This window comes from Desulfovibrio sp. An276 (assembly GCF_002159665.1).
Classification (GTDB): Bacteria; Desulfobacterota; Desulfovibrionia; order Desulfovibrionales; family Desulfovibrionaceae; genus Desulfovibrio; species Desulfovibrio faecigallinarum.
The window spans coordinates 369,316-384,632 of the sequence record NZ_NFJC01000001.1 but is presented as its reverse complement, the minus strand read 5'-3'; the positions used below and the strand labels follow the sequence as shown (position 1 = coordinate 384,632).

The 15,317-nt window shown below is 56.7% G+C and carries 14 protein-coding genes; 9 read left to right on the top strand and 5 right to left on the bottom strand.

The genetic code is table 11. The annotated features are described in order from the left end of the window. Window positions 1-6 precede the first annotated feature (6 nt). Together gltA and B5F76_RS01685 are read right to left on the bottom strand one after the other, a co-directional pair. Window positions 7-1,428 (bottom strand): NADPH-dependent glutamate synthase, encoded by a 1,422-nt coding sequence (gltA, locus tag B5F76_RS01690; protein ID WP_087350011.1) that lies wholly within the window; start codon window positions 1,426-1,428, stop codon window positions 7-9. Further along, window positions 1,421-2,263, bottom strand: coding sequence for a sulfide/dihydroorotate dehydrogenase-like FAD/NAD-binding protein (locus B5F76_RS01685; protein WP_087350009.1), 843 nt, complete (start codon window positions 2,261-2,263; stop codon window positions 1,421-1,423). The genes gltA and B5F76_RS01685 overlap by 8 nt, the downstream gene beginning before the upstream one ends. Before the next feature lie 313 nt (window positions 2,264-2,576). Between B5F76_RS01685 and B5F76_RS01680 the strand changes: the two genes are divergently transcribed. Then, entirely contained in the window at window positions 2,577-4,082 is a 1,506-nt protein-coding gene (locus tag B5F76_RS01680) for a TolC family protein (RefSeq protein ID WP_087350007.1), read from the top strand. Window positions 4,083-4,236: 154 nt separating this feature from the next. Beyond that, entirely contained in the window at window positions 4,237-5,907 is a 1,671-nt protein-coding gene (locus B5F76_RS01675) for a ribonuclease J (protein ID WP_087350005.1), read from the top strand. Between the two features lie 97 nt (window positions 5,908-6,004). On the opposite strand, the gene B5F76_RS01670 is transcribed toward B5F76_RS01675, so the two are convergent. From B5F76_RS01670 to B5F76_RS01660, 3 genes are all read right to left on the bottom strand, one after another. Beyond that, on the bottom strand, window positions 6,005-6,631 hold the full coding sequence (locus B5F76_RS01670) for a hypothetical protein (RefSeq protein ID WP_087350003.1): 627 nt from the start codon (window positions 6,629-6,631) through the stop codon (window positions 6,005-6,007). A 336-nt stretch (window positions 6,632-6,967) separates the two neighbouring features. Then, window positions 6,968-8,017 (bottom strand): zinc-dependent alcohol dehydrogenase, encoded by a 1,050-nt coding sequence (locus tag B5F76_RS01665; protein WP_204218290.1) that lies wholly within the window; start codon window positions 8,015-8,017, stop codon window positions 6,968-6,970. Window positions 8,018-8,203: 186 nt separating this feature from the next. Next, window positions 8,204-9,241: an alpha/beta hydrolase family protein gene (locus B5F76_RS01660; RefSeq protein WP_144268359.1), complete on the bottom strand. Its 1,038-nt coding sequence runs from the start codon at window positions 9,239-9,241 to the stop codon at window positions 8,204-8,206. Window positions 9,242-9,546: 305 nt separating this feature from the next. Here B5F76_RS01660 and B5F76_RS01655 point away from each other — a divergent pair, with 305 nt between their 5' ends. The 7 genes from B5F76_RS01655 to B5F76_RS01625 all read left to right on the top strand — a co-directional run bounded on the left by B5F76_RS01655 (window position 9,547) and on the right by B5F76_RS01625 (window position 15,241). Next, window positions 9,547-10,257 carry a DedA family protein gene (locus tag B5F76_RS01655; protein ID WP_087349999.1) on the top strand — a complete coding sequence of 237 codons (711 nt, stop codon included), beginning with the start codon at window positions 9,547-9,549 and terminating at the stop codon, window positions 10,255-10,257. Between the two features lie 81 nt (window positions 10,258-10,338). Beyond that, a complete protein-coding gene (locus tag B5F76_RS01650; protein ID WP_087349997.1) occupies window positions 10,339-11,130 on the top strand; it encodes an HpcH/HpaI aldolase family protein in 792 nt (263 codons plus the stop codon). After that, window positions 11,130-12,044, top strand: coding sequence for an NAD-dependent epimerase/dehydratase family protein (locus B5F76_RS01645; protein ID WP_087349995.1), 915 nt, complete (start codon window positions 11,130-11,132; stop codon window positions 12,042-12,044). The genes B5F76_RS01650 and B5F76_RS01645 overlap by 1 nt, the downstream gene beginning before the upstream one ends. A gap of 133 nt (window positions 12,045-12,177) precedes the next feature. Further along, on the top strand, window positions 12,178-12,948 hold the full coding sequence (locus B5F76_RS01640; RefSeq protein ID WP_087349993.1) for a 3-deoxy-manno-octulosonate cytidylyltransferase: 771 nt from the start codon (window positions 12,178-12,180) through the stop codon (window positions 12,946-12,948). A gap of 23 nt (window positions 12,949-12,971) precedes the next feature. Then, a complete protein-coding gene (locus B5F76_RS01635; RefSeq protein WP_239406912.1) occupies window positions 12,972-13,577 on the top strand; it encodes an acyltransferase in 606 nt (201 codons plus the stop codon). After that, window positions 13,552-14,190, top strand: coding sequence for an HAD family hydrolase (locus B5F76_RS01630; RefSeq protein ID WP_087349989.1), 639 nt, complete (start codon window positions 13,552-13,554; stop codon window positions 14,188-14,190). The genes B5F76_RS01635 and B5F76_RS01630 overlap by 26 nt, the downstream gene beginning before the upstream one ends. After that, window positions 14,183-15,241, top strand: coding sequence for a hypothetical protein (locus B5F76_RS01625; RefSeq protein ID WP_144268358.1), 1,059 nt, complete (start codon window positions 14,183-14,185; stop codon window positions 15,239-15,241). Before B5F76_RS01630 ends, B5F76_RS01625 begins: the two co-directional genes overlap by 8 nt. Window positions 15,242-15,317 lie beyond the last annotated feature (76 nt).

Here is a 15,317-nt window from a genome sequence, read left to right as displayed (position 1 = left end):
AAGAACCTACTTTGCGCCGAGCAGGCGTTCGCAGATGGACATGCCGGCTCTGCGGCCCGCGCCGGCAGCGAGGATGACCGTGGCTGCGCCAGTCACGATGTCACCACCAGCATAGACATTGGGAATGGACGTCTCGCAGGTTTCCTCGTTGACGACTATGTAGCCCCACTTGTTCTTTTCAAGGTCTTCCGTAGCTTCGAGAAGAATGGGGTTGGAGCGCGTGCCAAGGGCGACAATGGCCAGATCCGTCTTCATTTCGAACTCGGATCCCTGCACTGCCACAGGGCGACGTCGGCCGCTCTCGTCCGGCTCCCCAAGCTCCATGCGCTGCAGGACAACTCTTTCGAGACGCTGATTGGCGTCCCCCTTGAAGGAGAGGGGATTCACGAGCATGTCGAAAATGACGCCTTCTTCCTCTGCGTGTTCGACTTCTTCGTGACGGGCAGGCATTTCCGCGCGGGTACGACGATAGCAGACGTGTACCTCTTCTGCGCCCATGCGCAGCGCTGTCCTGGCAGCATCCATGGCCACATTGCCGGCACCGAAGACAGTGACGATTTTGCCGTGGAATGCAGGAGTATCGTACTCCGGAAACTTGTAGGCGCGCCCAAGGTTGATACGGGTCAGATACTCGTTGGCAGAAAAGACGCCGACAAGGTTTTCTCCGGGAACACCCAGGAATTTGGGAAGGCCCGCGCCTACACCAATAAAGACAGCGTCGTGCTTTTGCAAGAGTTCGGAAATCTGAACAGTCCTTCCTGCCACGCAGTTGAGGTGCACTTCAACTCCCAGCTCCTGCAGGGCGCTGACTTCGCTGTGGACCACGTCCTTGGGCAGTCTGAACGAGGGAATGCCGTACACGAGCACGCCACCGGGTTCGTGCAGGGCCTCGTAGATATGCACCTTGAGGCCGTGGGAGGCGCAGTAGCCGGCACAGGAGAGGGAAGAGGGACCGGAACCCACGCAGGCAACGCTCAGCCCCTGCACCCTGGTGGAACAGGCATTAGTGCCTGTCTGCTGCTCGCAGGCGGATTTGGCAATGTGCGTGTCTGCCACAAAGCGTTCAAGGCGGCCAATGGCAACGGGTTCACCCTTGCGGCCGAGAATGCAGCGCCCCTCGCACTGGTTTTCCTGGGGACAGACACGGCCGCACACTGCGGGCAGGGCGTTGGCTGTCTTCAGAAGGCGGTATGCTTCTTCCAGGTTCTGTTCCTTGACGGCCTTGATAAATTCGGGAATGGGAACACAGACCGGACAGCCTTCTACGCAGAGAGGCTTTTTGCAGTGCAGACAGCGGCTGGCCTCGTCAAGGGCATTTTCGAGAGTATATCCGAGGGCAACCTCGTCGAAGTTGTGGCTGCGGACATTGGCCGGCTGACAGGGCATTGCAGTCCTGTCCTTTCTTTTCTTGGGCGTTGTCTTATCCATTGACTGCGGTACTCCTGTAGGCTTCCATAGACTGTTGTTCCTGGGCCCTGAAGGCTCCAAGCCTGAGTCTCAGCTCGGCAAAATCCACCTTGTGGCCGTCAAATTCCGGACCGTCCACGCAGGCAAAGCGGGTCTTGCCGTCTACGGTGACGCGGCAGGCTCCGCACATGCCGATACCATCCACCATGATGGGATTGAGGCTGACGGTGGTCTTGACACCGTACCCTCTGGTCAGATCGGAAACAGCTGCCATCATGGGCACAGGGCCGACAGCCACGACTTCGAGAATGGGTTCGTCGCCGTCGAGCTTGCCTTTCAGAAGTTCGGTAACCAGTCCCTTGTGGCCATAGCTGCCGTCGTCCGTGGAGATGAGCAGTTCGTCGGCAAACAGGGAAAGCTCTTTTTCGAAGAGGAGCAGATCCTTGCTGCGGGCGCCAATGATGGCCACAACCTTGTTCCCCGCAAGGTGGTGTCCCTTGGCAATATGGTGCATGGCCGCGATACCCGTGCCGCCGCCGACACAGATGACAGTGCCGCCCTTTTCGATGTGGGTGGGGCGTCCGAGGGGGCCGCACACGTCCAGAATGCTGTCGCCGGGATTCAGGGCTTCAAGCAGGGCCGTGGACTTGCCAAGAACAAGATAGACAATGGTGATCAGTCCCTTTTCCTTATCCGTGTCGGCAATGGTCAGGGGAATGCGCTCGCCGTGTTCGCTCATGCGCAGCATGACAAAATGGCCGGGCTTAGCGTGACGGGCAATTTCGGGTGCTTCGAGAACCATCTTGCTCGTTTTGCCGGGAATCAGGGGTTGTTTTTCGACAATTGGTACAGGCATATAGCCTCCAGGAAAGAGAAAGAGGGAATGAGGTGTTAAAGGGATACCAGCCATGAGGGGGGATTGTTTTTAGTGAAAAGTGAAGTACCTTGCTTCTTTGCTCTTGGCAAGATGAAAGGTGTGCAAAAGCGCGGGTGTATGTCGCGCGAACAGTGCCGCAAAAATCTGAAGCCCGAGGCTTGCCGCATACGTTGCGGGCCTGTCTGTGTACTTTTGGCAACCATGCGACAGGACGGCTGAACAAATGTGGCAACATGTGCCGTACGCTGTACGATAGTTGCTAGGCACGGGAAATTTTGTGTAGTCTGCAGCCATGCGCACACTGTCCAAACACATATCCCCTGCCGGCAGGCCGGTTTCTGCGGGCACGAGAAAGGAGCGACATGCGGGGCTTGTCCTGTTTGTCTGCTCCCTTGTTTTGTCTGTCCTTGCCCTGCCCCGCGTGATTCAGGCAGAGGACATGCTTGATCCAGACACCTTTGGCCCGCGTCTGAGCTCCCAGGCGGCCAGACCCATTGCCCCTTCCCGCTTTGAAACTGGGAAGAAGGCAAGGGTACCCAAGGCTCCCGGGGAGGCATTTACCATGGGTCGGGCAGTGCGCCATGCCCTGGACTATTATCCGTCAGCCGGTGCCTCGGAAGCTGCAGCAAAGGCATCCGAGGAAGGGCGCAAGGCAGCCCTGGGAGAACTCTTTCCGGAGCTTTCCACAAGCTATTCCTATGGATACCAGCGTCAGGACAGGGATCCCGGCAACTTCAGCAACAGTCAGCCGGCAGACAGGGGAACATTTACCTGGAACATGCAGGTGCGCCAGATACTCTTTGATGGTTTTCGCACCCTTGGCACCTATCAGAAACAGGCCCTGCAGGCGGAAAGCGACAGGGCGTCTCTTCGCCAAAGCGAGCTTGAGACCACGGGCAGTGTGCAGGAGAGCTTTATCAGTTATCTGTGCGCTGTGGAAAATGTCCGCAGCCAAAGGGAAGCCGTGGCAAGGCTTGCGGATCAGCTGGACATCACCCAGGCCTTCCACGACGTAGGCCTGCGTCCCATGCTCGATGTTTTGCAGGCAAGGGTGGATCTGGGCGACGCCCAGCGCGAGCTCATAACCCAGGAAAATACGCGCGACACGTCCCTGGCAGAGCTCAACACTCTGCTCGGCTATGCAGCAACACAAAACGTGCAGTACAAGGGTGCCCTGGTGACCCGTCCCTTCAAGCGCAGCCTTGAGGAATGCCTGGAGCGAGCCTACAGAATGCGTCCGGATCTGTATGTAGGCTACAAGGCCGTGGAGATGGCAGTAAAGGACAGACTGATTGCCAGGGCAGGCTACTACCCGCAGATTGAGGCCTATTACAGCATCAACGCCAACGGCAATACCCCGGACTTGCAGCGCGCAGGCAACAACGGCAGCAGGTCAACGACATGGGAAGTGGGCGCTTCGCTTTCCTGGGAAGTCTTTCAGTGGGGGACAACCTATTTTTCCGATCAGCAGGCAGGCTGGCTGGTTTCCCGTGCGCGCAGTCAGGCAAGGGAGCTCATGCTCAATGCGGGCCTTGAGGTAAAGCAGAACTTTCTTTCCCTGCGCGAGGCAAACAAGCGCATTGATGTAGCCAGACAGAATGTGGCGCACGCGCGCGAGGCCTACGAGGCTGCCCTTGCACAGTATCGCGAACAGGTAGGCACCAACTTTGACGTTCTTGATGCCTCCTCGAATCTTCTTTCCGCCGAGGTCGCTCTGACTGCTGCGCGAGGGGATTATCTGACAGCCCTTTCCAGACTCTACAGGGCCATGGGCGAATTTCATCCGGAACTGCTCTGAAGCCTGCATTTGCCGGCATGATCAGAAGCAATGCCCTGCAAAAGGCCCGGGCTTTCCCAATGATGCGGCCCACAGGACAAAAAACAAAAAAATTCACATAAGGAGGCGGCGCGTTATCCCTGACACGAGGGCAGGGGCCTTGCGCTGAACGTTGATGACAGTACAGACAGACGAGAAGCTTGTCATAACCCCGCTGGGCGGTCTCGGAGAGATTGGCCTCAATTGCCAGCTCTGGGAGACCGCAAGGGGCGTGGTCATGGTGGACTGCGGCCTCATGTTTCCCAGCGACGAGCATCTCGGCATAGATGTGCTCATTCCCCACTTTGGCGTGGTCAAATCCGTCAAGAACAGTATTCTCGGCATAGTCCTGACCCACGGACACGAGGATCACATAGGAGCCCTGCCCTGGATTGTCCCCGAGCTTCGGGGCGTGACATTGTACGGCTCGCCTCTTACCCTGGCCCTTGTCAGCCACAAGCTGGAGGAAAGAGGCATTCTGGATCTTGTCAATCTGCAGACTGTCGGGCCGGACAAGCCTGTACAGCTGGGGGACATGCGCTTCCATTTTCTGCCTGTCTGTCATTCCATCCCCCAGGGTTTCGCTCTGGGGGTCGAGACCCCTGTAGGCAAGATCCTGCACACAGGCGACTTCAAGGTCGATCCGCACCCCCTTTCCGGTGCGGGAACGGATCTTGAGCTTTTCAGTGCCTTTGCCGGCGAAAAGGGAGTCCGTCTGCTCATGTCGGATTCCACCAATATTGAACGGGAGGGGAGAAGTCTCACGGAACGCGAGGTCATGGATTCCCTGGACAATGTCTTTGCCAGGGCCAAGGGGCGCATTGTCATCACCCTGTTCTCGAGCCATCTGCAGCGTATACAGGAAGTCTTCGATCTTGCCGTCAAATACGACAGAACAGTGGTCATCAGCGGCCGCAGCCTTGCCAACAATATCGAAATGTCCAGCGATCTGGGCATCAACCATGTGCCCGAGGCCTTTTACAATGCCCACAACGGCATACCCGATCTCCCGGACGAGAAGGTGGTCCTCATCGTAACCGGAGCCCAGGGCGAGCCCATGAGTGCGCTCTCGCGCATGGCCTATGGCCGTCACAGACAGCTCCACATACACAAGGGGGACACTGTGCTCATGAGCTCCAGGGTCATTCCCGGCAATGCCAGGGTCATCTCGCACCTCATAGACGAGATGTACAGGCAGGGCGCGGAAGTCTTTTACGAGAGCGTCTGGGCAATCCACGCCTCTGGCCATGCCCAGAAGGAAGAGCTCAGGGACATGCTCCTTGCCACGAGACCGGAATACTTTGTGCCTGTGCACGGGGAGTACCGCCATCTCATAAAACACGGGCGCCTGGCCCATGAATGCGGTGTCGCCGAGGACAAGGTGGTCATTCTTGAGGATGGCCATCCCCTGAGCCTTGAAAGGGACAGGGTCGAGCTTCTTCCCCCCATCGCAGTCGACTACACGCTTGTGGACGGCAAGGGCGTTGGCGACGTGGGCGTTTCCGTCTTGCACGAGCGCCGTATCATGGGCGATGAGGGGATGGTCATAGTCGTGCTCGTGACGGACAGCGAGACGGGATACGTTCTCTATGGTCCGGAAATAGTGTCCAGGGGCGTTGTCTTCGATCAGTTCCGATATGTTCTGGATGACGCCAAGTGTCTTATTCTGGACGAGCTTGAAAGGGCGAGGGCTTCCAATCTCGCGCCTCAGGACGTGCAGGAGGGAATACGAAGCACGCTGCGCCATTTCTTCAGGCGCGTGCTGGATCGCGATCCCATAGTGGTTGCCATCATTTCGGAGATTTAGGTGCAAGGCGTCAGCCCAAATGAGGAATAAGGCGCATACAAAACAAGCCTCCCCGGTTTCCAGGGAGGCTTGTTTTGTATGGATGCGTGCGCAAAACCTAGCGCGGGTTCAGGTGCTCTGGTTCGACCAGAAGATGGTAGCGTGGCTGCTGGACCTGCTGGTCCGGCAGGCTCACGTGCCCCTCGATGCGCAGCGGGTTTTCCGAAAAACCAAAGGGCTGCACCATTTCGGGCTTGGCAGCCAGGGAAAAGACACTGTCGTAGGAAAGGGAGATGACAGGCAGGCTCGACTGCGAGGATCCTGCAGAAAGCTGCAATGCTCCCAGATGTTCGGCATTGCTCAAAAGATCACTGACTCTTGTCTGTGTGCTGTTGTTGAAGAAGGAGGGCAGACGAAGCTCTGCCTTGCGCAGGAGAGCCAGAAAATCGTTGCCTGTCTGGCCGACAAAGCTGATGAGACTGTTGCCTGTGCTTGTGGCAAGAAGGCTCACCGGAACTGTCCCGCCGTGAATGCCAAGGTAGGCCGAGCGGGCTCCGGCAGGCATGGAAATCCAGCCGGGTTCGGTCATGCGAAAGGACGATGAATGACTCTGGACCACGGAATGCATGGTCAGGGCAAGGCACAGAACAAGAAAGAGCGCCGAAAGCCCGAGAGAAAGAAAAAAGTTGCGCGAGTCGGATTTCTGGGTGCCCTCAGGGGGCAGGACGCCTGGATCACACGACATAAAATGCACCAAGAAAAAATGCACCCAAAAGGATGTGCGACAAATCTGGAAGATACTTGTTCCTGTTGGGAAAATGCCCTTGGTTGTGGCGGAGCAGTTCTCAAATACAGGCTACAATTTGCATCTATAGTGTCTTTTCCCCGGCTGTCAAGAAAGGAGATTTTTCCGCAAGCAGGGCTGATACAGGCCGGATTGCTGCAGGGCAATTTCCCTTGGAGAGCATATGTCTGCCGGGTTGGCAGGAAGTGTATGTTTCCTGTCCCGGCAAACAGAAGCCAAGAAAGTCAGGACAGGGACAATCTGGCTCGCTTCCTCTTCAGGATTGTGACCGCACAGTTAAGGTCTGATGACGGTCTTCAGGACATGTTCCGAGGGAGAGATCTGGCGCTCGAAGGCCTCCTGCAGTTTGGCGAGAGGCAGAATGTCTGTGACATATTTTGCGGGATCAATGACGCCCTTGGCAATGAGATCGATGGTCTCCTCGAATTCGTTTCTGGTGCAGGACACGGAGCCTGTCAGACGGATTTCGTTGAGAACAAGGCGGTTGAGCTCGAAGGGAATGGCAGGCGTCATGGAATTGCCAATGGCCACGATTTCACCACCGGGCTTTACGCCATCGAGGCAGGCTGCGAGAGAGGATTCAGCGCCAACGGCTTCGAAGACCACGTCGAAGCCCCCGTTGGAGGCCTCCTGCATCCTTTGGGCTCGATCCGGGGCATTGCCGTCGAAATAGAGATTGAAATCGCCAATCTCGCGGGCCTTGCCGGTCTGCCTTTCGTCAATTTTGGACATGGCGAGCAGGGATGCGCCTGCCTTTTTGGCAAGGCCGCCGATGAGCTGGGCTATGATGCCGCTGCCAACCACAAGGACCTTGTCGTGCAGCTTCAGGCTGGACTGCTTCACCGCATGGTAGGCGACCATCAGGGGATCGATGAGGCCTGCTGCCACATCGGAAACGCTGTCCGGAAGCCTGTAGGCATTTCTTGATCTGCCGACAAAGTATTCTGCGTAGGCGCCGTTGCAGACAAAGCCTATGTAGTTTGTCCCGTGGACATTGCGGCACAGATGTTCCTTGCCTATGCGGCACATGTCGCAGGTCCCGTAATAGAGATTGGCCCAGAAGGTCACTCTGTCGCCAATGGCAAAAATGCTGTCACCCGGATCAACGACTACGCCGCAAAATTCGTGTCCCATGTGAAAGTCCGGGTCAGGATTGGGATTCCAGCCCTTGCCCTGCTTCCACATGTGAATGTCGCTTCCGCAGACGCCGCAGGAGCTGACGCGAATCTTCATCGTGCCTGGCGTAACAGCCGGCACGGGGACCTCGCGTATTTCTATCTTTTGCGGCCCAACGAGCACTGCAGCCTTCATTGTCTCTGATGTCATGGCTATTCTCCTTGTCCTGAAGTGGCCCCGGATACCCTGAGGGGCCTTGCATCAAACAGAGCCAATGTATGCGAAAGGCGCGTATTTTCTACACAGTATGCTGGCACATTCTTGCCTGAAAGTGGCAGAGGGAGCGTCCCGGTTCTTGTTCCTGCAAAGAAGATCCCGGACGATTATCCTGCCCTGCTATTTGGCCAAGCCTTTTCTTTCGGGAAGCATGGGGCCAACTGGTTCGAAGACTGGTGGGGCAGGTATTGCCCTCGGAGAGCCTGTGGCAAGGGTGCGGGTAAAGAAGTCCGCGAGAGTGCTGACAAGCCTCTCATGTATCTCTTCTCTCAGCTTGTCGTCCACGCTGTAGCAAAGTTCGGGCAATTCCTGCAAAAGTCTCTCCGGGCAGGGCGCCATGAAGGATTCCTCGTCTGCGCGGGGCAGGGTGACCTTTTCTATCCTGCGCCCAAAGCGGGTTGTAAAAAGCTCGCTTTCGCGCATCAGGGCCTGATCCCTTTGTACTCCACCCCTGACAAGGAGGACAGGAGGATAGAACCAGGCAAGAGCATCGTGCGAAAAAAGCATGGAAAAACCTGGCTCTACCAGTGCGCAGGCCTTGACGCGCACATCGGCAAGGCTGTGTTTCAGGGGAAGGGCAGGGCAGATGTTTTTGTCAATGCGGTTTTTTGCCCACGAGTTGCAGTAGGGATTGCGCAGATCGCTGCCAGTGCAGAAGGTATCCCACAGGGTGCAGTCTGGCAGGGCTCCGCCCACAAGAAGGGCTGCGGCACCGCCAGCCCCGAAGCCGAGCACGCCTATTCTTTCCCTGTCTATGCTTTGGGCAAAGTGTTCATGGTTCAGGATGATGTCCAAAAGCAGCCTGAGATCGCGGGCCCTGTGCACAAAGAGATCCCAGGAATAGAGATCGGGCATACTGTCCAGATTGTCGAAAGGATGCGTCATCACAGCCACGATAAAGCCCCTGGCTGCAAGATCGGAGGCCGTATTGTGGTGTGTCAGGCGATTGCCCGAGGAGGGGTGGGAAAGCAGGATCAGAGGCCATGAGCCAGGGGAAACGGCAGTCTTTCCCGCAGCCCTGAAGCTCCAGGACTGCAACTTGTAGGGCCGCCTTCTGCGCGAGTCCGTGGGATACCAGACATTGATGTCCAGATTGAGCTCGCGTTCGGGCAGGGAAATGCCCATATTGTAAAAGCCCACATTGCGGACTTCAGCCAAGGATGTGTCGCAGCTTTGCCAAAGCAAAAAAACAAGCGCGAAAAGACAGAAGGACAGCCTTGACAAAAGCGCAGGAAAAGGGCGCACACGCTGTGCAAAGTTTGCAGCCAAGTGCCCAGATATGTTGCAGAAGTTTATTTGATGCATAGATGGTGTATTGTGCCACAGGCAAAGCTACGGTACAAGGGCGCTGACAAGGCAGTTCCCGGAGCCGGAAGCACGGTTTGGGACACATGGGATGCGCCTTTTCCCAGATCCCGGCATCGGAACAGGGACAACATCAGACAGGAAAAGAAATCTCACTTATGGAATTCATACAGTTCTTTATCGATTTTGTGCTGCATGTGGACGATCATCTTCTGGAGCTGGTCACCCAGTATGGCACATGGATCTATCTCATCCTCTTTGTCATTGTCTTTTGCGAAACAGGGCTTGTGGTAACACCCTTTCTGCCTGGCGACAGCCTGCTCTTTGCAGCAGGCGTACTGGCAGGTACTGGCGTCATGGGCTATCCGGAGGCCCTTGGCATCTTTCTCTTGGCAGGATGCCTGGGGGATGCGACCAACTACTTCATCGGCCGCCATGTGGGACCGGCCATCTTCCAGCGCGATTCGCGCTTCATACGAAGAAAGTATCTGCTTGAAGCACACGCCTTCTATGTGCATCACGGTGGAAAGGCCATTGTCATAGCCCGCTTTGTTCCCATAGTGCGTACCTTTGCCCCCTTTGTGGCAGGTATTGCGCTCATGCATCCCCACACCTTTTTCTTCTACAACATCACTGGCTGCGTTCTCTGGGTGGGACTGCTGGTGTCCACAGGCTACTTCCTCGGCAATCTCGAATTCGTGCAAAAGCACTTTTCCCTTATTGTCTATGGCATAATCCTTGTTTCCATCATGCCGGTTCTCATCGGGATAGTGAAGGCAAAATTTGGCAAGGGGGAGAAGAAGGCAGAGCCAACAGAGGAAGACTACCTGAAGGCAGCCGCGTCTTTTGACAAGAGGAAGCAGAACTGATTTCTCCAACCATTGGTCCCATGTCAGGATTCGCACGGCGAATCTTGTGGAGGCCTTTTTTTACAGCAATTGAGGCGTTACATGAAAAGTGTCAGTGAAATACGGGCCCTTCTCGCAAGAGACGAGGCAACCGTCGGCACATGGCTGCAGATTCCCAACGCGGATGTGGCAGAACTCATGGCCAGGGCAGGATACGACTGGGTGGCTGTGGACATGGAACACGGATCCTTCGGCAGGACCATATTGCCGGACATCTTCCGTGCCATCGAATGCGGAGGTGCCGTGCCCTTTGCCCGTCTGGCCGAAGCCAGCAGGACGCAGATAAAGGCTGCCCTTGAGGCCGGGGCCCAGGGCCTTATCTTCCCCATGATCGAGAGCCGCGAACAGCTGGACAGGGCCATAGGCTGGTCCATCTACCCAGGCCTCGACAACTGGGAGGGAGAAAAGCCTTCCGAGTACCGCGGGGTCGGCTACTGCCGCGCCAATGTCTTCGGCAAGGACTTTGACAGCTATCGTGCAAAAATTGCCGGCGATATCTTCATTTGCGCCCAGATAGAGCACATCCGCGCAGTGGAAAATCTGGAAAGCATACTTTCCCATCCTCGCCTTGACGCCATCATGGTGGGACCCTACGATCTTTCCGGCTCCATGGGGCTGACGGGACAGTTTGATCATCCCGACTTCAAGGCCTGCATGGCAAGGATTGGCGAGATCTGCCAGCGCTGTCACGCCCGCATGGGCCTGCATGTGGTGCAGCCCGATCCCGCGCAGCTCGAAAGGGAAATTGCCAACGGCGCGCGCTTTATTGCCTACGGCATAGACACAGTCTTTTTGTGGAAGTACGCCGAGCGTCCCGGTCGGAGGGAAAACTAGTGAAAATCACGGTATTTGGCGGTTCCGGCTTTTTGGGATCGCATATTTGCGACAAGTTGAGCGAGGCAGGTCACGAGGTGACCATTGTCGATCTGAACCCCTCTCCCTGGCTCAAGGACAATCAGAAAATGATTGTAGGCAGCATCCTGGACGAAGCAGTCCTGGACAAGGCTGTCGAGGGGGCAGACATAGTCTGCAACTACGCTGGCATTGCCGACATAGGCGAAGCCAACTCAAGGCCCGTGGATACGGCAAGGCTCAACGTGGTGGGCAATGTCATGGCTCTCGAGGCCTGCAGAAAGTACGGGATCAAGCGCTACATCTTTGCAAGCTCGCTCTATGTGTACGGCAAGTCCGGCGGTTTCTACCGTTGCAGCAAGCAGGCCTGCGAAATCTACATTGAAAACTATCAGGCCATGCACAATCTGCCCTACACCATCCTGCGCTACGGCTCGCTCTATGGGCCCAGGGCAGACAACAGAAACGCCATACACCGCTTTGTGCACGAGGCCATGACAAGCGGAACCATTACCTACTACGGAGCGCCCACGGCCCTGCGCGAATATGTGCATGTGGACGATGCGGCAACGGCAACACTGGAAGTCCTGGACGAAAGCTTTGCCAACCAGAACATCATTGTGACCGGCAATCAGCCCATGCGCGTCGGCGATCTCTTCAAGATGATAGGCGAAATGCTGGGCAAGGACATAGAGATCCGCTACCAGAACGATCCCAACAGCGGTCACTATCAGATCACGCCCTACAGCTTCATGCCCAAGGTTGGCCGCAAGCTGGTGCCCCCGCTGACAGTGGATCTCGGCCAGGGCATACTGCGCGTCATGGAAGCGGAACACAGGGACATGCACCCGGAGCTCACGAGCGAGGGCGGCTATCTGGTTCCCACAGACGATTAGCGCTCATTTCGGGCTGCAAGAGTCCGGGGATTTCAGGAAAAGACAGGGGGCTGCCAAGCCCCCAAAAACAAAAAAACAAAGGAGGCGGCGCCTTTTTTTAGTCCCAGGCACGGGACTGCGCCGAAGGAACTCTATGAATATCGTAGCCATCATTCCCGCCCGCATGGGCTCAAGCCGTTATCCCGGCAAACCCCTTGCCCTTATCCATGGTGTCCCCATGGTGGGCCATGTTGCCTTCAGAACTGCCAAGAGCAAGATTCTGTCCGAAACCTATGTGGCCACCTGCGACGACATTATTGCGGACTACTGCAAGAAGGTCGGCCTCAAATGCATCATGACAAGCGACACCCATACCCGCTGTTCCACAAGGACAGCCGAAGCTCTTTTGAAAATCGAGGAAGAGACTGGCAAGAAGATTGATATCGTGGTTATGGTGCAGGGCGACGAGCCCATGGTGCAGCCGCAGATGATCGACGACGCAGTGGAACCCATGCTCAAGGATGCGTCCATCAATGTGGTGAATCTCATGGCAGACATGGCAACAGTGGAGGAATTCGAGGATCCCAACGAGGTGAAGGTGGTCGTGGACCGCAACAATGATGCGCTCTACTTCTCCCGCGAGCCCATTCCCTCCCGCAAGAAGGGCGTCACAACAGTGCCCATGAGAAAGCAGGTGTGCATCATTCCCTTCCGCAGGGACTATCTGCTCGAATTCAATGCCATGGAGGAAAGTCCCCTGGAAATTATTGAATCCGTAGACATGATGCGCATCCTTGAGCACGGCGGCAAGGTGCGCATGGTGCCGACAGCCTTCAGGACATGGAGTGTGGATACCCCCGAGGATCTGGCCAGAGTCGAAAAACTCATGACCAACGACACGCTCATGCAGGAATACAGCAACTGATGCGTCCTGTTCAGCGCCTGAAAATGGCCTTATTGGAGCTGTGGGTATCCTGCCTTTGCTGGATACCTACGCCCGTGGGCATTGCCCTGCGCTATGCGGGCCTGAAGCCATTTTTCGCTTCCATGGGCAGTGTGCGCATTGCCACTGGTGTCGAGTTTGTGGGGCTTCACAACATGCGCCTTGGCAATGGGGTGCGCATAGGCAGACACTGTATCCTGTCGGCCCAGAACGGTAGTCTTGTCATGGACGAGAGGGCTGCCATATCCGCCAATGTGCATGTGGGGGCTGACGATGGCCTCATCCACATAGGCGCCCGTACGGCCATTGGTACGGGGACAGTGCTCAGGGCTGCCAACCACCGCATTGACCGTACGGATATCCCCATGATGGACCAGGGCCATGTCCCTGGCGAGATCCACATAGAGGAAGACGTGTGGATCGGAGCCAATTGCGTCATCACTGCAGACGTGCGCATAGGAAGGGGAGCCGTTGTAGGTGCCGGGGCAGTGGTGACACGCGATGTCGAGCCCTTCTCGATTGTGGGCGGAGTTCCGGCAAGGCCCATTGGCCACAGGCTCGAGAAAAAACAGCAAGGTAGAAACCATGTCTTTGAAATGTCTTGTTTTTGACTGTGACGGCGTTATTCTGGACAGCGTCCCCACCAAGACCAGGGCCTTTGCCAGACTGGCCGAGCCCTACGGGGACGAGGCCAGGGACATGATGGTCATGTACCACAAGACCCATGGCGGAGTGAGCCGCTACCTCAAGTTTGCCTGGTTTTTCCGCGAGGTTCTTGGCCGCGAGATAACGGAAGAGGAATCGCGCAAATGGGGCGAGCTCTTCTCTGAGTACGCCCTGGACGAGGTCAGGAAATGTCCCCTTATAGAGGGCATAGAAAAGGTGCTTACCCACTGGCACTACAAGCTTCCCATGTGCGTGTGCTCTGGTACTCCTACCGAGGAGCTGCGCTCGGTTCTGGCCCTGCGCAATCTTGCCCCCTATTTTGATCTTGTTCTTGGTTCGCCGCCAGTGAAGGCACAGGTTTTGGCAAACATTGTCAACGAATTCGGTCTCGATCCTGCCGATGTGCTCATGGTGGGGGACAGTTCTACGGACAGGGATGCTGCAGAACAGGTCGGCACGCTTTTCTATGGCTGCGGTCCGGAGCTCAAGAACGACGGTCTTTTCCCGTGGGGAGAGACACTTTCGGGCCTGGACGACTGGATTGCCGCCCATGTCTAGCACTATGGCTGCAGGGCGCAGGGGGACAGTCCTCATCCTTGCGCTCTGCCTGCTTCTCGCTCTTTTTGCAGGGTGTCGCGACAAGACTGAGGAAGAAAAGAGCCCTAAAGCGGAGAAGGGTGTTGAGGCGCCTCTTGTGGAAGAACAAAAGCCCAGGGCCCAGCCTCAAGCTCAACCCCAATCCCAACTCGGCCCGGAAGAAAGGGTCACGGTCTACGCATTGAGCGAGCCGCTCCCTCCTGCCTCGGCCGAGGAACTGGCTCTTGCCCAGCGCAGGGTGGACTACGCCAACATAGCAGACAGGGAGCTTTCTTCCCTGTGCGGCCGCTATCCGCAGCTCATCATGCTCGGCGTGGAGGAGTACAGGAATTCCTACACAACGCTGGGCTTTGGCAAGGACAAGCCGTCCGCCACATGCATGGCGTATGGCATAGCACCCGCGCGGGGCGTTTTCGACCCGGAAGAGACTGCGGAGCTGAAGAGACTTCTTGCCGAAATGGACAGGCTGCGCCAGGACATGGACAGGGACTACGAGAGCCTGCGCTCGTACGTGAAGGACACAAGCATTGTGGACGACGGCAGGCTCGGCAGCAGGCTTGCGGGACAGATAGAAAAAAACTACCGCGCCTACGCGCAGTCCCAGGAAAGATACAGAAGCATTGTGGAGAGCCGGGCAGCCGAGGCCCAGGACACCATATTGCGGGATCACCCTCTGCGCGACCACGTGCGTCTGGCAGCGGACATGATGTCCATACTGCGCAGGATAGCGGACGGTCTGGAGGTGACAGACCCGGATCCGGCTTCCCTGGACAAGCCCATAGCCAGACTGCGCGAGGACATAACCCGCGCGGAACGCCTGCCCTTCCCTGTGCCCGGAGTCACGGAAATGCACTACCGTCACTTCCTTAAGGACGCACGCGGGCTTTTGGCCCTGCTCATGCGCGGACAGCTAGAGTCCTTTCATGTGCAAGTGCGTACGTCTCTCAATGCACAATGGAGTTCGTGCAGACAAAAATACAATGCCTTTGTGGATGCCCTGGCAAACAGTTAGCCGCAAGCCCATGGGCGAGAATAATGAAAAAAGCGCCATCTTCCGGGAAAGCAGTTTTTGGAAAGGTGGCGCTTTT